Here is an 18953-nt window from a genome sequence, read left to right as displayed (position 1 = left end):
TTACTGCGGCCATTTTCTTTCGAGGACGGCGAACTCCAGTTGCTGGCTGGGTTCACCGAAACCGGGTTCATAAGGGAATGGCAGCCTTTCCCCGGTATCCTGGTAACCGTGCCGCTTATACCAGTTAATGAGTTCAGTGCGGGCGGTTATAACGGTCATGCGTATATTGTGTTTGCCAATACCTTTTGCAAATTCATCGGCTGCCTTTAGCAATTCTTTTCCGATACCTGCGCCTTGCAATTCGGGTGATACCGTTAACATGCCCAGGTATACATAGCCAGTTTTTTCTGCCAGTAATACACAACCGATAATTTGGTTTTGGTCGTTAGTATATTTTAAGATGGTGTTGGCCGGGTTATGCAGCATTGCTGCCATGCGATCTTCATTTACCCGTATTCCGCCCACCAGCAGGTCAGCTTCGGTGGTCCAGCCTTTCTTCGAACCTTCTCCCCGGTAGGCACTGTTTACCAATTGTACCAATTCGGCAATATCCGCTGCTTTTGCAATGCTTACAGGCATATGGAAGGTTTAGGAAGTGAGCGATTGGATTTTGGTAAAAGGTTTTCTACCCGGCAGCAGGATATTTATAATTTGCTGTACCAGTAATTCCAGGTTTATATCTGACCGGTTGGAAAAAACAACCACTGCAAAGCCTTCTCCGGGAATAGTAAAACTATAAGAATTAAAGCCGCCGTTTGAGCCGCTATGGTAAGCAAGGGCAGGTTGTGTATGCTCATCAACAAACCAGCCCATACCATAACCCGTTTTGTTCCTGGCATCTATGGCAAACTGCAGTGACCTGGCAAGGCTGGCAAGTTGTTTCGGGAAAACATTTCCCGATTGCAGGGCGGTGAACCATTTCGTATAGTCTTCAACAGTAGTATAAATGCCGCCATCGCCTTCGGTGGAAAAGAAGATATGTTCAGCAGCGCCGGATGCAACAAACCGCTTCGAAACGCTATCGAGGTCGTAACCGGCGGCATCTGTATTGTTTGCCCGGCTTTCATTCCATATAGCTGTATGTTTCATGCCTGCGGGTTGGAAAATGTATTGTTGCATATAAGCTGCATAAGAAAGCCCGCTTGCCCTTTCAATGACCAGGGCCAACAGGCAATAGGCCGTATTGCTGTACCGGAACTGGCTGCCCGGGGTGAAATACGTAGTGTCGATATTTTTAATGGCGGTAAGCGCTGTGCTATTGTGCGCATGATGAAGGTTGTTAGTATCGGTATACGCATAATGATCCACTATGCCAGAGCTATGGTTCAGCAGTTGCCGGATAGTAACCTGTCCACCGATTTTTTTGTTGAGCTCCGGAAGGAAATGTCCGATCTTCTCATCCAGGGACAATTTATTTTTGCCGGCAAGTTGCAAAATGGCCATCGCGGTAAATTGCTTGGTCAGGGAAGCAATATTAAATGTTGTGGCTGGTGAAATCTTCCCCTTCCCTTCCAGCGATGAAATGCCATAACCTTTTGAGAAAGTCGTTTTACCTTTTTCAACAATGCTTATGGCAATGCCCGGTGCATCGGCTGTATACCTTGCATGCAGCAGGGAATCAACACGTTGTAGCGGCCCCTGTTCGCTGGGCCTTGCCGTGGAGCAAAGGGATAGCAATAACAATAATGCCAACCAGTTTTTCATACCGGTAAATTAAAAAGCTTTGGATTCTTTTTTCCAGAAGGCATCGGGCATTGGTTTCCCCAAAAGGTACTGGTAATAGAAATTGGCATTTTCATTCACCAGGTGGGTCCTTTTGGTGGCCTTATTCATCCCGATACCGTGTCGTTCGTTGGGATAAACCATCATCTCAAAATGTTTACCCAGGTCCTCCAGTTTATTGATGAACTGGATACTGTTCTGCATGTGCACATTGTCGTCTGTAGTACCATGAACGATACGCAGTCCGCTTTTATATTTGTCGGCGTAAGTCAGCACCGAAGTATTTTTATATCCTTCGGGGTTTTCCGCAGGCGTATCCATATATCTTTCCGTATAATGAGTATCATACAATTGCCAGTCTGTTACAGAGGCATTCGCAATGCCGTAATCAAATACATCTGCACCATAAGTCATGGCCATACAGGTCATGTACCCGCCAAAACTGCCACCGGTGATAGCCAGTTTTTTGTCGTTTACCCATGGTTGTGATTTCATGTACCTGGCGCATGCCATATAATCTTCTATTTCATATTTACCCAACTGGCGGAAAATATAGTTCATGCCTTTCTTGCCAAAGTGGCCACTGCTCCGGTTGTCGAAGCTCACCTGTACCAATCCTTCCTGCGCCCACCAGATTTCTGAAGGGCTCACACGGTATTGGTCGTAAACCTGGCCGGCATTGGGGCCGCCATAAATACTTACCAGGACAGGATATTTTTTAGCCGGGTCAAAATTGATGGGATAGGTAATCAGTACCGGTAAATCAAATAATCCGTCGGCAGATTTAACCCTTATCAATTCTTTTTTCGGCAGGTTGTAATTGCCGGCTTCGGGACCTTTGGCTGTACCAATTTCACGGACCAGTTTCCCGTTTATATCAACCAGCGCTGTTGTGGGTACTGTCTGGATATTGGAATAAGTGGTAATGAAATATTTGTAATCAGGCGACAGGTTCATGCCACTGAAAGAATATTCACCAAAGGAATGGCGCAGCATTTTTTTGCCATCCAGCCCGACACTGTACAGGTCCCACCGGGCGCTGTTTTCCTTGCGCGCATTAAAATAAACGCGTTTCCCTTTTTCATCAACCTGCAACACACCGCCAACGGAATATTCACCATCAGTGAGTTGCGCCAGGCGCTTGCCGGTGATATCATACAGGTATAAATGGTTCCATCCGCTGGCATCGCTCTTCAGTATAAACCCTTTTTTATCCGACAGGAAAGTGATGCGGTCATAAACATCCAGGTCGATCCAAGTTTTCTGGGACTCTTCATAAATAAGGGTCTTTTGTCCGCTGGAAGCATCAACACCATATAACTTTAAATTATCCTGCCCGCGGTTCAGCCATTGTATCCAGAGCTGGCCGGTTGGGGCCCAGGCAGGCGTACCAAAATACTGGTCGTCCTGGTCATTAAAATCAGCCCAGCTTACCTGGTCATTGCCGGTATGAGCAATGCCGATTTTTACAGTAGGATTTTTATCGCCGGGTTTTGGGTAGCGTTCTTTTTCCAGTGAACCGTGCTGGCCATCAGCAACATAAATAGGAAACACAGGAACACCGCTTTCATCGAAACGCATAAACGCCAGGTTTTTGCTGTCGTCGCTCCACCAGAAAGCTTTATAATGACTTTGCCGGCCCAGTATTTCTTCATAATAAATCCAGGAAGCATATCCGTTTAAAATGGAATCATTGCCATCAGCAGTAACCTGCTTTTCTTTTTTAGTGGCAATCTCCATTATATAGAGGTTATTGTCGGCCTTGGTATAAGCAAAAAATTTACCATCCGGCGATGCGGTCTGGTTACGTGCGCCAACAATAGCGAGGGCAGGGACGGCCACAGCTTTTTCCGCAGGAGTGGCGCCGGTAAACAGGCTTGCATTGCCCGTTTTCACATCCACCAGGAATTGGCTTGTTTTGCCATCTGCATCCTTCCTTGATTCGAGGTAATGTTGTTTGTCCGTCCAATTACCGATTGTTGGAAGGGGCTGGGTAAGGTTAGTGGGCGCACCCCTGAAAGCCTGTTCAACACTGATAGATTTCTGCTGTGCCTGCGATACAGTAAACGTAGTAATCACTGCCGCAAACAAAATAGCTTGCTTCATCCTTGAGGTTTTATATGGTAAAACTATTTGACTTCCTGCATATCCACCAACCGCTTATAAAATCCATGCTGTTCCAGGAGGCTGTCGTGGCTGCCGCGCTCAACAATCTTCCCGTTTTGCAGCACCACAATTTCATCGGCATGGCGGATTGTACTAAGGCGGTGTGCAATCACCAGGCTGGTGCGGTGTTGCATCATGTTGTCAATGGCTTCCTGCACGAGGCGCTCACTTTCTGTATCGAGTGATGAAGTGGCTTCGTCCAGGATAAGGATCGGCGGGTTTTTTAGTAATGCCCTGGCTATGGTTAAACGCTGCCTTTCACCGCCACTAAGCTTGCTGCCCCGGTCGCCAATATTTGTATTGTAACCTTCTTCCTTCTGGATTATAAAATTGTGGGCATTGGCCACTTTGGCTGCCTGCTCAATTTCCTCCGGGGAAGAATCGGGGTGGGCCAGCGCAATATTGGCGGCGATTGTATCATTAAACAAAATAGGCTCCTGCGTAACAATACTCAATTGCTCGCGAATTGAATGCAGGGTATAATTTTTTATGTTGATGCCATCGATCAGAATCTCCCCGCTTGTAACATCATGAAAACGGGGTACCAGGTCGGCCAGGGTAGATTTTCCAGATCCCGATGAACCAACCAGGGCTACTGTTTTACCTTTTTCAATGACCAGGTTGATATTATCGAGTATAACGGTGTCTTCATACGAAAAAGAGACATTCCTGAATTCAATGGCCTGGTTAAAAGAGGTTAATTCCTTAGCACCCGGTGCGTCCCGGACGGTAACCGGAGCCTGTATGATAGCTTCAATGCGTTCAGCGGCTGCACTTCCCCGTTGTACATTGTAAAATGCATTGGAGAATGACTTGGCCGGATTGATGATCTGGGTAAAGAAAACAATATAGGTGATGAAGGCATCGGCCTGTAATACTTCGTTGTGCAATACCAGTTTGCCCCCGAACCACAGGATGGCTGTAAGAACCAGTACGCCCAGGAATTCCGACATCGGCGCAGCCAGGTCACGCCGGAAATTCATGGCATTGCGGATATGGTTCAGCTTTTTGTTGATGCCAAAGAATTTGATGCCTATAATTTTTTCGGCATTAAAAGCTTTGATGACCCGCAGGCCCCCCAGGGTTTCATCCAGGACAGATAATAATAGTCCTTGCTGTTCCTGTGCATCCGTGGATTGCACTTTCAGGGAGCGGCTTACGCGGCCGATGATGAAACCGGTTGCGGGAAGCAGCACCAGCAAAAACACCGAAAGTGCGGGGCTCAGTAAAATAAGCGAAACGAGGATGATGATAATTGTGAGCGGTTCCTTGATAAGTGTTTCGAGGGCGCCAATAATACTCCATTCCACCTCGTTCACGTCGTTGCTCATGCGACTAATGATATCACCCTTGCGCTGTTCCGTAAAAAAGCCAATAGGCAGTTCCAGTATCTTGTTATAGAGGTCCGCCCTGATTTTGGTTAATACCTGGTTCCGCATGGGGGTCATGGTCCGGAACCCCATATACAGGAAAATATTCTTAAGGAGTATGGTAATGATAATCGTAATACAAATTGCTGCAAGGGCAAAAACGGGGCCATGCGCCTGGATCAGTTGGCTAAGCTGGTATTTGAGTGAGCTCATCAGGCCGGAAGCAGAAAAACCTGAAACCGGTTTAACATCCACCAGTTTTTCCTTGCCAAAAAGTAATTGCAGGAATGGAGCCAGCATTGCCAGAGAAATCAGGGAAAAGAGTATGGATAACAGGTTGAACAGGAAATAAAGGGCGATACCACCCTTTTTGTCTGACAGATATTTAAGGATCCTGGAGAAATTTTTCATTCTGTTTTTTGTAATAAGAAGTTGCAAAGCTACGCTAATTTGCCTGCGGGGGTACTTAAATGCCGGTTAAGATTCGCATCTTTGCACCAAATCAGCGCTATGCAACAGGAGACGAAAAGACAGAAACAGGTGGCCGGGGAAGTGCAGGAAGTATTAAACGGCATATTCCAGCGGCTGGGGTTAACAATGATTGATGGAGGCATGGTGTCGATTTCTTCCGTAAAAATGACCCCCGACTTGCTGGAAGCCCGGGTATACCTGAGTCTTTTCCAGGTTAAGGACCGCGCCGCCGCAATGAAAAAAATTGAGGACCGTGCCTGGGAAATCAAGCGTGAACTGGCCGGTTCCATTAAACACCAGGTTCGCAGGATTCCCATAATGCATTATTACCTCGATGAAACACTCGACCAGGTATATAAGATGGAAGAAATTTTCAGGCAGATCAAACATGATGAAAAAGGGGAAACGCCATCAACAGAACAATAAAACCAGCTGCTTTGAATTTTTTATTTGCCTGGCGCTATTTCAAGTCAAAAAAATCGACCAATGCCATTAATGTCATCGCCTGGGTGAGTGTATCGGCAGTGGTTGTAGGCACCGCATCGCTCATTGTGGTGCTTAGTGTTTTTAATGGCTTTGAAGACCTTGTGAAGTCGCTCTATGCAACATTTTACACCGATATAAAGGTGGTTCCTGCAAGTGGCAAGCTTATGCACTTATCTGCAGAACAGCTCAGGGCGATCGGCCAGGTTCCCGGGGTAAAATCATTCTCCCTTGTAATGGAGGAGAAGGCACTATTGCAAAACGGGGAGGCACAAACGATTGTATACCTGAAGGGAGTGGACAGTGCCTATGGAAAAGTGACTACGCTGCCTGAAACATTGAAAGCCGGGAAGTTTGAACTGGGTGATGCCGACAAACCGTTTTCGGTTATGGGGGTAGGCATTGAAAATGCCCTTGGTGTACTAAGTGAACAAAACCTGCTCCCGTTAACAGTATACCTGCCTAAAAGGGATGCCAGCCTGAACGTAGCTGATCCCATGCAGTCATTGAGCGCTGAAAATATGTACACTTCCGGGGCTTTCGCCATACAACAGGATTTTGATAATAAGTATGTGATTACCAACCTGCCATTTATGCGAAGGATGCTCAACCTGGCACCTGATGAATACGGCGGTGTTGAAATTGCGGTTGCCGATAAAAATGAAGAAGACCGGGTTCAGCAGCAATTGTCGCAGTTGCTTGGAAAACAATACAGGGTGCAAACCCGGTACGAACAAAACCAGGGCCTGTATAGTATTATGCAAATGGAGAAATGGGTTATTTACGGGGTACTCTGCCTTATCCTGGTGGTGGCGGCCTTTACCATGATCGGTTCATTAACCATGCTGGTGCTGGAAAAGCAAAAAGATATCCAGGTTTTGAAAGCCATGGGGGCTTCTAACGGCAGGATACAAACGATATTTATCAGTGAGGGATTTTTGCTCGCCGGTTTAGGTGCGCTGGCCGGAATGGTGCTCGCACTGTTTATTTGCTGGGCGCAGGTTAAATATAAACTGGTAACCCTCGAAGGGGGCAGCTTTGTAATTGATTACTATCCTGTTAAATTCCATATCAGCGATTTCCTGCTGGTGCTTGCAACTGTTGTTGTCGTTGCATTTTTAGCAGCCTGGTTCCCTGCACGGAAAGCCGCTTTAGAGCCTGTGGAACTTCGGAGTGGGAATTAGCAGGTTGGTTCACCGCTCACCCTCAATAATCCCCCAGCGTTTCAGGCAATTGTGCCAATGCCCTGGCAAGTTGTTCATCATTAGGTGCAATGCCATGCCATTCGTGACTTCCCTGCATAAAATCAACACCGTAACCCATTTCAGTTTTCATGAGGATTACGATGGGTTTACCCTTCCCGGTTAGGGTCTTCGCTTTTTCCAGCATGGCAACCACAGCATCCACATCATTTCCCTTTTCCAGGATCAACACTTCCCATCCAAAGGATTCAAATTTTTTATCCAGGTTGCCCAGGTTCATGACTTTAGCAGTCGGGCCATCAATTTGCTGGCCATTCCAGTCAATCGTGGAAATCAGGTTATCCACCTTGTGATGGGCCGCGAACATAGCTGCTTCCCAGTTCTGGCCTTCATCCAGTTCGCCATCACCATGAAGGGAAAATACCAGGTGTGTATCGCCATTCAGCTTCTTGGCCAGGGCGGCGCCAATGGCATTACTCATACCCTGACCGAGTGACCCGCTGGCCATTCTTACACCGGGCAGGTGTTCATGAGTGGCCGGATGACCCTGAAGGCGGCTGTTTAATTTGCGGAAGGTTGACAGTTCCTTTATATCAAAATAGCCTGAGCGTGCCAGGGTAGAATAAAAAAGAGGGGAAACGTGACCATTGGAGAGGAAAAAAACATCTTCGTTGGTGGCATTCATATCAAAGGAAGGGTTGTGTTCCATCACTTTGAAATATAAGGCGGTGAGGTAATCTGTACAACCTAATGAACCACCCGGGTGCCCGCTGGCAACACCATGTACCATCCGAACAATATCACGTCTTATTTGGGAGGCAATCTCCTGTAAACTAGCCATATACAAAATTGTGGGGCAAATCTAACCCATTTGACGGTATTGTTTATGCCCTTTAAGACTAATTGGCCCGATTTTTTCGTTCTAAACTGTAGTAAGCCGATTTTTTGGCTGGTTTTGAATTATCTTGCTGCCGTTAGGGCTGCCATAATAATTACCTTTAATTTCGTCTCAACAAACCTGGTTTCATGTTTGATGTAATATTAGCTTTAACGTTATCTTTCGCAATTTCCTTCCTGGCTATCCCTGTAATAATTAGGGTTGCAGCAATGAAGAAGCTGTATGACATCCCCGATGAACGAAAAGTACACCAGGCACCAATTCCAGCCCTGGGTGGGTTAGGAATTTTTGCCGGATTCGCATTTGCCACTTTGCTGATTGCCAATTTCCAGGAAGGGAAAGACCTCCAGTATTTCCTTGCCGCCGCTGTGGTTATTTTCTACCTCGGACTCAAAGATGATATCATCGTAATTTCCCCCATTAAGAAATTTATAGGACAGGTACTTGCTGCATTTATCCTGATTTATTACGGCAACCTGCAAATCAGCAATATGCACGGGTTCCTGGGAATTTACAACCTGCCCAATTCCTTCAGTTTAGTGTTTACCTACCTCACTGTTATAGTAATTATTAATTCATTTAACCTAATAGATGGCATAGATGGATTGGCAGGTAGCCTTGGTCTCTTATCCACCAGTGTATTTGGGATATATTTTGTAAGTGTTGGACATACGGCAGATGCTGTGCTGGCTTTTTCACTGGCCGGATCAATACTGTCTTTCCTGATTTTTAATTTCCAGCCTGCGCGCATCTTCATGGGTGATACCGGATCCTTACTAATAGGGCTGATCAATGCCGTACTCGTGATTAAATTCATCAATATTGCAGCGGACCCCGCTTCCGGTTTCCATTTTAATTCAGCACCTGCCGTTGGGTTTGGTATTTTGATGGTGCCCCTGCTGGATACACTGCGGGTATTCGGTATAAGGATGTTTAAGCGCCGGTCACCTTTCTCTCCCGACCGTAACCATATTCACCATTTATTGCTTGATAACGGGTTTTCGCACCGTACAATTTCCATCTTACTCCTAACCCTAAACGCAATAGGGGTGGGAATTGTATTTTTATTGCGGAACATCGGCTGCAATTGGATTATGGCTATTTTGTTTGCCATATTCTTCAGCCTCATCGGGGCGATGTATTATTTCAGGCAAAAGAGCCCGCGCTTATTCGTAACCTCTGCCAACCAGATTAAAGGCAATTCAAATCCTTCCAAAATTGTTCCCCTTACAGAAGACGCAGTATTACAGCGGAAATAAAGGCATTTCCTTAGTTTTGCCTCGATTAATTTAAAAGCAATGTCAGAAGAACTATCATTTATCATGGATACTACAGATGAATCCATGAAAAAAGCAATTGCCCACCTTGAGGCTGAATTACTCAAAATCCGTGCAGGGAAGGCCAGTCCGCAGATGCTCGATGGCATCATGGTCGATTACTACGGATCAGCTACGCCGCTTAACCAGGTTGCTAACGTATCTGCAGTTGATGCGCGCACCATAACAGTGCAACCGTGGGAAAAAAATATGCTGCAACCTATTGAACGTGCCATCATCAATTCCAATATTGGTATTAATCCGCAGAACGATGGTGTTATTATCAGGATGTTCCTGCCACCAATGACAGAGGAAAGGAGGAAAGAGTTGGTTAAACGGTGTAATGGTGAAGGGGAACATGCAAAAGTGGCCATCCGCAATATCCGCAGGGATGCTATTGAGCAGATAAAGAAATTGCAAAAGGACGGATTAAGCGAAGATGCTGCCAAAGATGCGGAGAAGGATACACAGGATACCACCGATAAATTTATTGCTTTAGTCGATAAACATTTGGCTACAAAGGAGAAAGAAATAATGTCTGTTTAAGGGATATCCGGCGATCGGAAGAATATATTATAATAAGTTTCGTAGTATTGGATCAGCAATTTCCATCCTTCACCAATAAACTAAATTTTATGGGATTTCTTGCAGATTTCAAAGCATTTGCCACTAAAGGCAACCTGGTTGATGTAGCTATAGGCTTTTTGATGGGTACCGCATTTTCAAAACTCGTGGGAAGTTTTACTGAGGGTTTGGTTTCCCCCATTTTAGGTATCCTCACCGGGGGCAAGGATTTTTCAAAAATGACCTGGACCTTGAAGGGTGCCCAATTGGACGCCAGCAACAATATTGTTTCTGAAGCCATCACCTTTAAATATGGCGCATTCCTTACTTCCACCCTCGATTTTATCATTGTTGCACTGGTGTGTTATGCATTTATTAAGGCAGTTTTGCGCAAAGATCCCAATGCCGTTCCGCCGCCAACTAAATCAGAACAGTTGCTAACGGAAATTCGCGACAGCCTGAAGAAATAAACAATAAATGGTATATATATTTGCAAAGGCATTTTGATCGTTATCAGGATGCCTTTTTAATTTAAACTGTTTTCATGAGAAAGATTAAGTGGTTAGTATCCTTTACATTATCCATAGTTTTAATTCCTTCTTTGCTCGTTGCCCAGGACCAGGTAGTTGCGGGGATGAAAAAGGAATCTGAAAAAGCTACGTACGACGATACTACTTATAAGTACAATTCTAAAGGCTGGAGAAAGGGTGGTCTTGTATCGCTGGCCCTGGCCCAGGGAAACAGCAGTAACTGGGCAGCAGGTGCAGAACATTCCTCTTTTTCCATTTCAGCTGCTGCAACACTTTTTGCTAACAAGAGGAAAGGTGATTTCTTCTGGAACAATACCCTCGATTTAGGCTATGCCATGCAGAAAACAAGTTCCCAGGGGTCCCGGAAAACAAATGATAAAATTGATTTCTACAGTAAAATGGGTCATCAGTTAAATGAACATTGGGCTTTTGCCGGCGTGTTAAACCTGCGTACCCAGTTTACAGATGGTTATGAATATGATTACCTCGGTAAAGGGCTTAAGCGGCGGACATCCGGCTTATTTGCCCCTTCTTACCTGCTGCTTTCACCCGGTTTTGAATGGAAGCCGGCAAAGTATTTCAATATGATGATTTCACCATTCTCTGCCCGCTGGGTTATTGTTACCAATGATCCTTATAGCTATTATTATCCGGATGGTCAGATCCCATTACCCGACGGGGGTCAGGAAACGCCACTTTCAGCTTTATATGGGGTGAATGCGGCCCGTAAAGTATCATTTGAGGCCGGCGCTTATTTATCCGCCAATTTCCTAAAGGAAGTTTTCAAAAATGTGACCTATAAATCCCGTGTTGACTTTTTCTCCAACTACCTTTCAAAAGCTGATCCTATTACAAATGAGAAAAAACCAGCCAAACCAGGGAATATCGATATTTTCTGGACCAACACTATTGCGATGAAAGTGAACAAATGGCTTAGCGTTACCTATAATTTTGACCTGATTTACGACGACGATACCCGCCAGTTCGGTCCGAATCATGATGCTGCCCGCGTGCAGGTCCGCTCCTTACTGGGCGTAGGTTTTATGACTAAGTTATAAGCCTTAAATAATTGTACCTTTGTCATGTCCCGGCAGGTTAGTAAATTACCCGCCGGGACATTCTATTCTTAAATAATTTGTGTTGTATGGCTACTCATATCTCTTACCAAATCAAGTTGCCCCAATTTGAGGGACCATTCGACCTGTTGTTGTTTTTTATTGAACGGGATGAGTTAGACATATACAATATTCCAATTACCCGGATTATCAAAGATTTCCTGGACTATATACACGGTGAAGAGAAGTTGAACATTGAATTGTCCAGCGAGTTTATCCTTTTTGTTTCGACCCTGATGCGCATCAAGGCAAAAATGCTATTGCCCCGTAAGGAAATTGATGCCCAGGGCAACGAAATTGACCCCAGGCAGGAACTGATCGATAAGATCCTGGAATATAAAAAATATAAGCAAGCCTCAGCCGAACTCGCTGAAATGGAAGCTGTAAGGATGCTGATGGTAAAGCGGGGAAATATTACCCGCGAGTTGAGTACTATCGGTGAGGACGCTTCCGAAGGAACTGAAATCCAGCAGATTACTCTGTTCAAGCTGATGAAGTCGTTTGAAAAAGTGATGCAGAAGGTATACGACAGGAACAATAAACCTGTGCATACTGTAGTGCAGTACAACTATACCATGGAGCAAAGCCGTGAAAACGTGCTTGTACTTTGCCGTGAAAAAAAGACCCTCTCCTTCGAAAAACTCTTTGAGCACTGTGAGAACCGTATCCATGCCATATTCTCATTTTTGGGAATGCTGGAATTGGTGCAGCAAAAATATATGCGCATCATGATCGGGGAAGGCCGCAATAATTTCATCGTTGAATGGAACGATGAACGTGAGGAAGACCATTTTGAATTTATTTTCCCCGGACAAGAATAAGATGAATGTTTTGTCCACCCGCCGGGTATTACCCGGCGGGTGGAGGACATATTGGCAGTAAATTTCATATGGCACGTATATTGATGTTTAAACACTAATAAAACAATTGATCATGAAAACGATATTTCACCCTTCAGCAGAACGCGGGGCAGTAGATTTTGGCTGGCTGAACAGTCACCATTCTTTCAGTTTCGGCCACTGGTATAATCCTGAAAAAGTGCATTTCGGCGCCCTTCGGGTATTAAATGATGATATTGTCAGGGGCGGAGCCGGGTTTGGTACCCATCCCCATGATAATATGGAAATTGTTTCGATCCCCCTGAAAGGCGCGCTGGCCCATAAGGATAGTACGGGTACCGATGGGGTCATTAATACCGGTGATGTGCAGATCATGAGTGCAGGTAGTGGCATTCAGCATTCTGAATACAATGCTTCCAAGACCGACCAGGTAAATTTCCTGCAGATATGGGTTTACCCTAAGGTGCAGAATATCAAGCCCCGGTATGAGCAAAAAGCCTTTAACGAATCAGGCCGCCAAAATCAATGGCAGGTAGTGGTGAGTCCGGATGTTGCAGATGGCGGCGTTTGGATCAACCAGGACAGCCTTTTTTCATTAGCCACAGTTGAGGCTGGTAAAACCATCAGTTATACCAACAGGTTCAAGGGGAATGGGGTATATTTTTTCCTCCTGGAAGGCAGTATTGAAATTGCCGGGCAGAAACTATCGGACCGGGACGCAATTGGTGTTTGGGAGGCAGAGGAAACCAGTATTTCTGTTGCTGCAAATTCGAAAATCCTGGCTATTGAAATACCAATGATCGGGGAAGCCTGATTAAACCAGGGTACCATCTTAAAAAAAATGACTATGGCTACAAGAACAATTGCGCAAATAGTGGATGCATCAGTGGAGTTTGTAGGAAAAAACAAAGTATTGCGTGCTTTGCCTACACGGCAATTGAACCGGGTGGATCCTTTTTTATTCATTGACCATATGGTTAGGACCAGGGTTAATCCGGGTGCTGAAATCCGCATCCCACCCCATCCGCACGCTGGTTTTGAAGTAGTAACCTACCTGATATCAGGTGAATTCTTTCACCGCGATAGTGCGGGGAACGAGCAGGTGGCAAAGGGTGGTGACCTGAATTGGATGACTTCAGGCAAGGGGGTGGTACATTCTGAAGGTCCCACCGATGCTTTCCTCGAAAAAGGCGGCGAACTGGAACTGATGCAGGTCTGGATTAATCTTCCGGCTGCAAAAAAAGGGCTTCCTGCGTCTTTCCGTCACTTTTCCGGAGACAGCCTGCCAGAAATTAATACAGAATTAGCCAGGGTGAAGGTTTTACTAGGTGAATACGGCGGGAAAGCATCCCCTGTGAGTACACATACCCCCATGTTCTATTATGATATCGAATTACAGCCTGGTAAAGTGCTAACGATTCCAGTCGCAGAAAATCATTCATCGGCATTATACCTGATTTCAGGGCAGTTATCTGTTTTGGGAAACCTGTTGAAAGCAACCCAATTATTGAATTTTGAAATGAATGGTACCCAGGTAGCCGTAACAGCTACCGAACCCGCCCGTTTTATCTTTTTTGGGGGTGAACCGATCCGCGAAAAAGTGGTTAGTTACGGACCATTTGTGATGAATAGTTTTGAAGAGATCCAGGAAAAGATGGCCGATTACCAGGATGGTAAAATGGGCGTTCTGGAATACTGATACAAACGCACCGGTTAATTGAAAATATACAGCATCACCGGCAACTTTCTTGCTTTTAAAAGATGGTCCAGCCTGGTAAGGAATTGCGGGGAAACTGTGGGACATCCTTCGCTTTGGCTGATCGGTACGGGGTAAACCTCATTTTCAGGCACACTCTCATGGGCATGTAAAACTATCGACCTGTTATAGGCATTGCTATTTGTTGAATCGAGCCCGAATAATTTATAGGCCAGGCCAAACTGGCCCTTGTAAGACTCACCTATTTTATACTTTCCCAAAGATGTACAACCACTTCCTTCGCAGTTTGAAAACCGGGGATAGGGCTGCCATTGTGAATTGCCTTTGCCATGGGTAACCAGTCCGCTTAATAAAATTGTATCACGGCACAGGTCATAAACAAAAAACCGGTTCTTTCCAGATGGCAGGCGCATATCTACCAGGAAGAAAACCTGGTCATCGAGGCCGTTTTTCCTGGCAAAACTACTTAGGGATAATGCTGCATTTTTGAGGGTGCTTAAATGCTCGTCTTTTTCAACTGGTGGGATAAGTCCGTGATTATCAGTACTGCGGGCTACACCGGCTGTCAATAGCAGGACCAGTGCAGGGATAATATACCAAACCCGCTTTTTATTCCACATACTAAAAAGGCTTTCCTAACAGACGTCAGAAAAGCCTTTTTAGTATGTGGGGCCTGTTAAATTTATTGTAACAGCGTAACGCTTACTTTCTCCTGCATCATGTCTTTCAGGGTATCTGCAATGGCATTGGCATCGTAGCCGCATTCACGGTGTAATTCTTTTAATGTGCCATGTTCCACGATGCGGTCGGGAATGCCCAGCATTTTCACCTGTCCGTGGTAGTTATGTGCGGTCATAAACTCAATTACTGCAGATCCGAATCCGCCTACAATGGTGCCGTCTTCAACAGTAATTATTTTCTTATAACGGCTAAATATTTCATGCAGCATTGATTCATCAAGCGGCTTTACAAAACGCATGTCGTAGTGTGCTGCATTGATGCCGTATTGTTTTACTTCCCTGATTGCAGAAGCAGCGAAATTGCCAGGATGGCCGAGTGTTAAAACTGCGATTTCAGTTCCATCTTTCAGCTTCCTGCCCGTACCGATTTTTACTTCTTTCAATTCGGTTTTCCATTCGGGCATAACACCTTCACCCCTGGGATACCTGATCACAAACGGTGAACTTGTTGAATCGAGTTGCGCAGTATACATCAGGTTTCGCAATTCACTTTCATTCATTGGCGCACTGACAATCATGTTTGGGATGCAGCGCATGTAGGGAATGTCATAGGCGCCATGATGTGTCGGACCGTCTTCTCCAACTAATCCTGCCCTGTCTAAACAGAAAACCACGGGGAGGTTTTGAATAGCCACATCATGCACCACCTGGTCATATGCCCTTTGCATGAAAGAAGAATAAATATTGCAGAACACTTTAATACCCTGGGTGGCCAGTCCGGCACTTACGGTAACGGCATGTTGTTCACAGATGCCAACATCGATAGCGCGGTCGGGCATTTTATCCATCATAATCTTCAGCGAAGATCCTGAAGGCATTGCCGGTGTGATGCCAAATATTTTGTCGTTCTTTTCCGCCAGTTCTACCAGTGTGTTTCCAAATACGTCCTGGTATTTTGGTGGTTGTATGGTGTCGAAATTCTTTTTATAAATCTCACCAGTAATTTTATCAAACAAACCGGGGGCATGCCATTTAGTCTGGTCTTTTTCTGCAAGCGCATAGCCCTTACCTTTTACGGTAATAACATGAAGGATTTTTGGTCCCGGAATATTTCTGAGGTCCTGCAGTGTATCAACCAGTTTGGTAATATTATGACCATCGATTGGCCCGAAATACCTCAGGTTAAGTGCTTCGAAGAGATTGCTGCTTTTATTGACCATCCCTTTGATGGAATGTTCAAGTTTGCTGGCCATTTCCCGGGTGAAATTTTTACCTACAGGTAGTTTTCCCAGGGCTTTCCAGACGTCATCCTTCAGTTTATTATAGGTCTGGGAAGTGGTAATATCGGTGAGGTATTCTTTGAGTGCGCCCACATTTGGGTCGATACTCATACAATTGTCGTTCAATATGATCAGCACATCGGCATCTGCAACCCCGGCATGGTTCATAGCTTCGAAAGCCATACCTGCGGTCATGGAGCCATCCCCTATTACAGCAACAGATTTGCGGTCTTCTCCTTTATATTTTGCGGCCAGCGCCATACCCAGGGCGGCCGAAATAGAGGTGGAGGAATGTCCAACCCCGAATGTATCATATTGACTCTCAGCACGTTTTGGGAATCCGCTCAGCCCTCCATACTTCCGGTTTGTAGCAAAACTATCCTTCCTGCCGGTTAGGATTTTATGTCCATAAGCCTGGTGACCAACATCCCAGACCAGTTGGTCGTAGGGGGTATTGTATACAAAATGCAGTGCGGTCGTTAACTCAACCACGCCAAGGCTGGCAGCGAAATGGCCGCCATGAACGCTGACCACATCAATGATATATTGCCTTAATTCATCACAAACCTGGTGTAGCTGCTCTTTACCCAGCTTTTTAAGGTCTGCGGGAGAGTCAATATTTTGTAAAAGTGGTCCGGGTTTAATTTCCATGTAAAAAACAGATAAAGCGTCAAAGATAAGAAACCCCTTAGGCTTCCTTAAAAGTGGTTATATAATAGTAATATAAAGATTTTAACAATGCGAAGCCAATTTGGTTGACTGCCGGCCATCCTACCCAGTCGCCGGGATAAAGCCCCAATTTAGCCATTAATACAAATCAGTATATTAGTGCTATATCAAACAGCTAGATTTGCCCTATGTTGCCACGTGGAAATAAATATTATTGGATTTGCCAGATTATGGGATGGACTTTCGTTGTCCTTTCCATGCTTTTCTTCGCCTATTCCTTATCCCCGTCGAAGATTGATGATAAATTCTTTCTCCGCCTGTTTTTTATTTTCCTGGCCGGCTTATCCAGTACACATATACTCAGGACCTTCATCAATCGCACCGGGTGGATGCTTTTGCCCATTGAAAAAGTAATTCCCCGGATGGCCATTGCAGTGGTAGTGACCAGTTTCCTTTGCAGCCTTATATACCTTGGACTATTGAGCGTATTCAGTATCCAATCCGAAAACCCCAGGAATATTGATTTTTCTACCAAATTGCTGGCTTCAACCCTGGATATAGGATTGTTTATAATACCCTGGACCCTCATCTATTATATATACCATTACGTTGCAAAAAGCAGGAAACAGGAAGTGGATACCCTTAAACTGGAAGCCCTGGTTAAGGAACTGGAATTGAAAACAATAAAGGCCCATATTAATCCGCATTTTATTTTTAACGCCCTGAACAGTATCCGTGCACTTATTGATGAGAACCCCGAACGGGCCCGAAACGCGATAACAGAATTAAGCAATATCCTGCGCAGTAGTATGCAGTCTGAAAAATCGGAAACTGTTCCGCTTGAAAAGGAATTAAATATTGTTCGTGATTACCTGGCACTGGAACATATCCGTTTTGAAGACCGGCTGCAGGTTGAATATGAAATAGATGAAGATACTCTAGACCAGCCAGTGCCGCCCATGATGCTGCAAACACTGGTGGAGAATGCGATCAAACATGGAATTGGTAAGCAGATGCGGGGTGGTGTTGTGCGGATCATTTCTGATTTTAAGGATGATTACCATCAGTTGATGGTACAAAATACCGGCCAGCTGAATGGCCATATAAATGGAGACGGATTTGGCATTAGCAGTACCCGCAACCGGCTTCAACTATTGTTTGGTAACAAAGCAGATTTCAGTATCCGGGAATCAAATAATAACCTGGTGGAAGCAGCAGTAAAAATCCCGGTAGTAATTCCAGCATAAAATTATACACATGATAAAGGCGGTATTAATTGATGATGAAAGACTTGCCCGCAATGAATTAAAAAAGTTATTAATTGATTTTCCCGAAATCGAAGTAGTAGGGGAAGCTGCAAATGCCGCAGAAGGCATTGAAATGATTGAGAGCCTGCAGCCCGACCTTGTATTCCTGGATATCCAGATGCCAGGTAAAACAGGTTTTGATATGTTAAGCGAACTTGAAAAAGCACCGCATGTCATATTCACGACAGCCTACGACGAATATGCCCTTAAAGCATTTGAAGTGAATGCCCTGGATTACCTGCTTAAGCCGGTTGATTCAAAGCGACTCGCAGATGCCATCCATAAATTACATATTGCAGAGGAGAAGGAAGCTATGTCCCCGGCCATTGGTATTAACAAGAGCCTTTTGAATGAAAATGACCAGGTTTTTGTTAAAGATGGCGAGCGCTGCTGGTTTGTGAAGCTCAGTGATATCAGGTTGTTTGAAAGCGTAGGCAATTACGCAAAAGTATTTTTCGGCAGCAACAAACCCCTGATTTTAAAATCATTAAATGCATTGGAAGAAAGGCTGGATGAGAAAGTATTCTTCCGGGCTAACCGAAAACATATTGTCAACCTCCGCCTGATTGATAAAATTGAACCTTATTTTAATGGCGGATTATTGCTGGAATTGAAGGGCGGTGAAAAGATTGAAGTAAGCCGCAGGCAAACCGTTAAGTTTAAGGAAATGCTCAGTCTTTAATC

Annotated in this window: 18 protein-coding genes; 11 read left to right on the top strand and 7 right to left on the bottom strand. The window is 45.0% G+C overall.

Features of this window, described 5'->3' with window-relative positions:
* The 4 genes from LAQ65_RS15550 to LAQ65_RS15535 are packed head-to-tail and all read right to left on the bottom strand — an operon-like array spanning nucleotide 1 to nucleotide 5609.
* Nucleotides 1–519, bottom strand: a complete 519-nt coding sequence (locus LAQ65_RS15550; RefSeq protein WP_224117915.1) for a GNAT family N-acetyltransferase — start codon at nucleotides 517–519, stop codon at nucleotides 1–3.
* 9 nt (nucleotides 520–528) lie between these two features.
* Nucleotides 529–1644: a serine hydrolase domain-containing protein gene (locus tag LAQ65_RS15545; RefSeq protein WP_224117914.1), complete on the bottom strand. Its 1116-nt coding sequence runs from the start codon at nucleotides 1642–1644 to the stop codon at nucleotides 529–531.
* A gap of 9 nt (nucleotides 1645–1653) precedes the next feature.
* Nucleotides 1654–3768 carry a S9 family peptidase gene (locus tag LAQ65_RS15540; protein WP_224117913.1) on the bottom strand — a complete coding sequence of 705 codons (2115 nt, stop codon included), beginning with the start codon at nucleotides 3766–3768 and terminating at the stop codon, nucleotides 1654–1656.
* A gap of 23 nt (nucleotides 3769–3791) precedes the next feature.
* Nucleotides 3792–5609, bottom strand: coding sequence for an ABC transporter ATP-binding protein (locus tag LAQ65_RS15535; RefSeq protein WP_224117912.1), 1818 nt, complete (start codon nucleotides 5607–5609; stop codon nucleotides 3792–3794).
* Between the two features lie 99 nt (nucleotides 5610–5708).
* Here LAQ65_RS15535 and LAQ65_RS15530 point away from each other — a divergent pair, with 99 nt between their 5' ends.
* Nucleotides 5709–6095, top strand: coding sequence for a ribosome-binding factor A (locus LAQ65_RS15530; RefSeq protein WP_224117911.1), 387 nt, complete (start codon nucleotides 5709–5711; stop codon nucleotides 6093–6095).
* Between the two features lie 11 nt (nucleotides 6096–6106).
* Nucleotides 6107–7336 (top strand): FtsX-like permease family protein, encoded by a 1230-nt coding sequence (locus tag LAQ65_RS15525; RefSeq protein WP_224117910.1) that lies wholly within the window; start codon nucleotides 6107–6109, stop codon nucleotides 7334–7336.
* 22 nt (nucleotides 7337–7358) lie between these two features.
* On the opposite strand, the gene LAQ65_RS15520 is transcribed toward LAQ65_RS15525, so the two are convergent.
* Entirely contained in the window at nucleotides 7359–8195 is an 837-nt protein-coding gene (locus tag LAQ65_RS15520; RefSeq protein ID WP_224117909.1) for a transketolase, read from the bottom strand.
* 185 nt (nucleotides 8196–8380) lie between these two features.
* Here LAQ65_RS15520 and LAQ65_RS15515 point away from each other — a divergent pair, with 185 nt between their 5' ends.
* From LAQ65_RS15515 to LAQ65_RS15485, 7 genes are all read left to right on the top strand, one after another.
* Nucleotides 8381–9511, top strand: coding sequence for a glycosyltransferase family 4 protein (locus tag LAQ65_RS15515; RefSeq protein WP_224117908.1), 1131 nt, complete (start codon nucleotides 8381–8383; stop codon nucleotides 9509–9511).
* Between the two features lie 39 nt (nucleotides 9512–9550).
* Nucleotides 9551–10114, top strand: a complete 564-nt coding sequence (gene frr / locus LAQ65_RS15510; protein WP_224117907.1) for a ribosome recycling factor — start codon at nucleotides 9551–9553, stop codon at nucleotides 10112–10114.
* An 89-nt stretch (nucleotides 10115–10203) separates the two neighbouring features.
* Nucleotides 10204–10602, top strand: coding sequence for a large conductance mechanosensitive channel protein MscL (gene mscL / locus LAQ65_RS15505; protein ID WP_224117906.1), 399 nt, complete (start codon nucleotides 10204–10206; stop codon nucleotides 10600–10602).
* A 74-nt stretch (nucleotides 10603–10676) separates the two neighbouring features.
* The gene (locus LAQ65_RS15500; RefSeq protein ID WP_224117905.1) at nucleotides 10677–11720 is read left to right on the top strand and encodes a DUF3078 domain-containing protein; all 1044 of its coding nucleotides are present in this window, start codon (nucleotides 10677–10679) and stop codon (nucleotides 11718–11720) included.
* Nucleotides 11721–11806: 86 nt separating this feature from the next.
* Nucleotides 11807–12598 (top strand): segregation and condensation protein A, encoded by a 792-nt coding sequence (locus tag LAQ65_RS15495; RefSeq protein ID WP_224117904.1) that lies wholly within the window; start codon nucleotides 11807–11809, stop codon nucleotides 12596–12598.
* Nucleotides 12599–12710: 112 nt separating this feature from the next.
* Nucleotides 12711–13430 (top strand): pirin family protein, encoded by a 720-nt coding sequence (locus LAQ65_RS15490; protein ID WP_224117903.1) that lies wholly within the window; start codon nucleotides 12711–12713, stop codon nucleotides 13428–13430.
* A 33-nt stretch (nucleotides 13431–13463) separates the two neighbouring features.
* A complete protein-coding gene (locus LAQ65_RS15485) occupies nucleotides 13464–14315 on the top strand; it encodes a pirin family protein (protein WP_224117902.1) in 852 nt (283 codons plus the stop codon).
* A gap of 14 nt (nucleotides 14316–14329) precedes the next feature.
* Here the strand turns inward: LAQ65_RS15485 and LAQ65_RS15480 are convergent, their stop codons facing one another.
* Together LAQ65_RS15480 and dxs are read right to left on the bottom strand one after the other, a co-directional pair.
* Nucleotides 14330–14953, bottom strand: a complete 624-nt coding sequence (locus LAQ65_RS15480; protein WP_224117901.1) for a murein L,D-transpeptidase catalytic domain-containing protein — start codon at nucleotides 14951–14953, stop codon at nucleotides 14330–14332.
* Nucleotides 14954–15015: 62 nt separating this feature from the next.
* On the bottom strand, nucleotides 15016–16944 hold the full coding sequence (dxs, locus tag LAQ65_RS15475; protein ID WP_224117900.1) for a 1-deoxy-D-xylulose-5-phosphate synthase: 1929 nt from the start codon (nucleotides 16942–16944) through the stop codon (nucleotides 15016–15018).
* A gap of 206 nt (nucleotides 16945–17150) precedes the next feature.
* On the opposite strand from dxs, the gene LAQ65_RS15470 reads away from it, so the two are divergent.
* Together LAQ65_RS15470 and LAQ65_RS15465 are read left to right on the top strand one after the other, a co-directional pair.
* Nucleotides 17151–18209, top strand: a complete 1059-nt coding sequence (locus tag LAQ65_RS15470; protein ID WP_224117899.1) for a sensor histidine kinase — start codon at nucleotides 17151–17153, stop codon at nucleotides 18207–18209.
* A 10-nt stretch (nucleotides 18210–18219) separates the two neighbouring features.
* Nucleotides 18220–18951 carry a LytR/AlgR family response regulator transcription factor gene (locus LAQ65_RS15465; protein WP_224117898.1) on the top strand — a complete coding sequence of 244 codons (732 nt, stop codon included), beginning with the start codon at nucleotides 18220–18222 and terminating at the stop codon, nucleotides 18949–18951.
* The last annotated feature ends 2 nt before the right edge of the window (nucleotides 18952–18953 follow it).

This window comes from Flavihumibacter profundi, assembly GCF_020076305.1.
GTDB classification, from domain to species: Bacteria; Bacteroidota; Bacteroidia; order Chitinophagales; family Chitinophagaceae; genus Flavihumibacter; species Flavihumibacter profundi.
The sequence above is the reverse complement of the archived record's forward strand: the minus strand, read 5'-3'. Positions and strand labels throughout refer to the sequence as shown.

Coding starts and splice junctions, on each gene's coding strand:
- LAQ65_RS15550 (WP_224117915.1), bottom strand. CDS start 519: ATGCCTGTAAGCATTGCAAAAGCAGCGGATATTGCCGAATTGGTACAA.
- LAQ65_RS15545 (WP_224117914.1), bottom strand. CDS start 1,644: ATGAAAAACTGGTTGGCATTATTGTTATTGCTATCCCTTTGCTCCACG.
- LAQ65_RS15540 (WP_224117913.1), bottom strand. CDS start 3,768: ATGAAGCAAGCTATTTTGTTTGCGGCAGTGATTACTACGTTTACTGTA.
- LAQ65_RS15535 (WP_224117912.1), bottom strand. CDS start 5,609: ATGAAAAATTTCTCCAGGATCCTTAAATATCTGTCAGACAAAAAGGGT.
- LAQ65_RS15530 (WP_224117911.1), top strand. CDS start 5,709: ATGCAACAGGAGACGAAAAGACAGAAACAGGTGGCCGGGGAAGTGCAG.
- LAQ65_RS15520 (WP_224117909.1), bottom strand. CDS start 8,195: ATGGCTAGTTTACAGGAGATTGCCTCCCAAATAAGACGTGATATTGTT.
- LAQ65_RS15515 (WP_224117908.1), top strand. CDS start 8,381: ATGTTTGATGTAATATTAGCTTTAACGTTATCTTTCGCAATTTCCTTC.
- frr (WP_224117907.1), top strand. CDS start 9,551: ATGTCAGAAGAACTATCATTTATCATGGATACTACAGATGAATCCATG.
- mscL (WP_224117906.1), top strand. CDS start 10,204: ATGGGATTTCTTGCAGATTTCAAAGCATTTGCCACTAAAGGCAACCTG.
- LAQ65_RS15500 (WP_224117905.1), top strand. CDS start 10,677: ATGAGAAAGATTAAGTGGTTAGTATCCTTTACATTATCCATAGTTTTA.
- LAQ65_RS15495 (WP_224117904.1), top strand. CDS start 11,807: ATGGCTACTCATATCTCTTACCAAATCAAGTTGCCCCAATTTGAGGGA.
- LAQ65_RS15490 (WP_224117903.1), top strand. CDS start 12,711: ATGAAAACGATATTTCACCCTTCAGCAGAACGCGGGGCAGTAGATTTT.
- LAQ65_RS15485 (WP_224117902.1), top strand. CDS start 13,464: ATGGCTACAAGAACAATTGCGCAAATAGTGGATGCATCAGTGGAGTTT.
- LAQ65_RS15480 (WP_224117901.1), bottom strand. CDS start 14,953: ATGTGGAATAAAAAGCGGGTTTGGTATATTATCCCTGCACTGGTCCTG.
- dxs (WP_224117900.1), bottom strand. CDS start 16,944: ATGGAAATTAAACCCGGACCACTTTTACAAAATATTGACTCTCCCGCA.
- LAQ65_RS15470 (WP_224117899.1), top strand. CDS start 17,151: ATGTTGCCACGTGGAAATAAATATTATTGGATTTGCCAGATTATGGGA.
- LAQ65_RS15465 (WP_224117898.1), top strand. CDS start 18,220: ATGATAAAGGCGGTATTAATTGATGATGAAAGACTTGCCCGCAATGAA.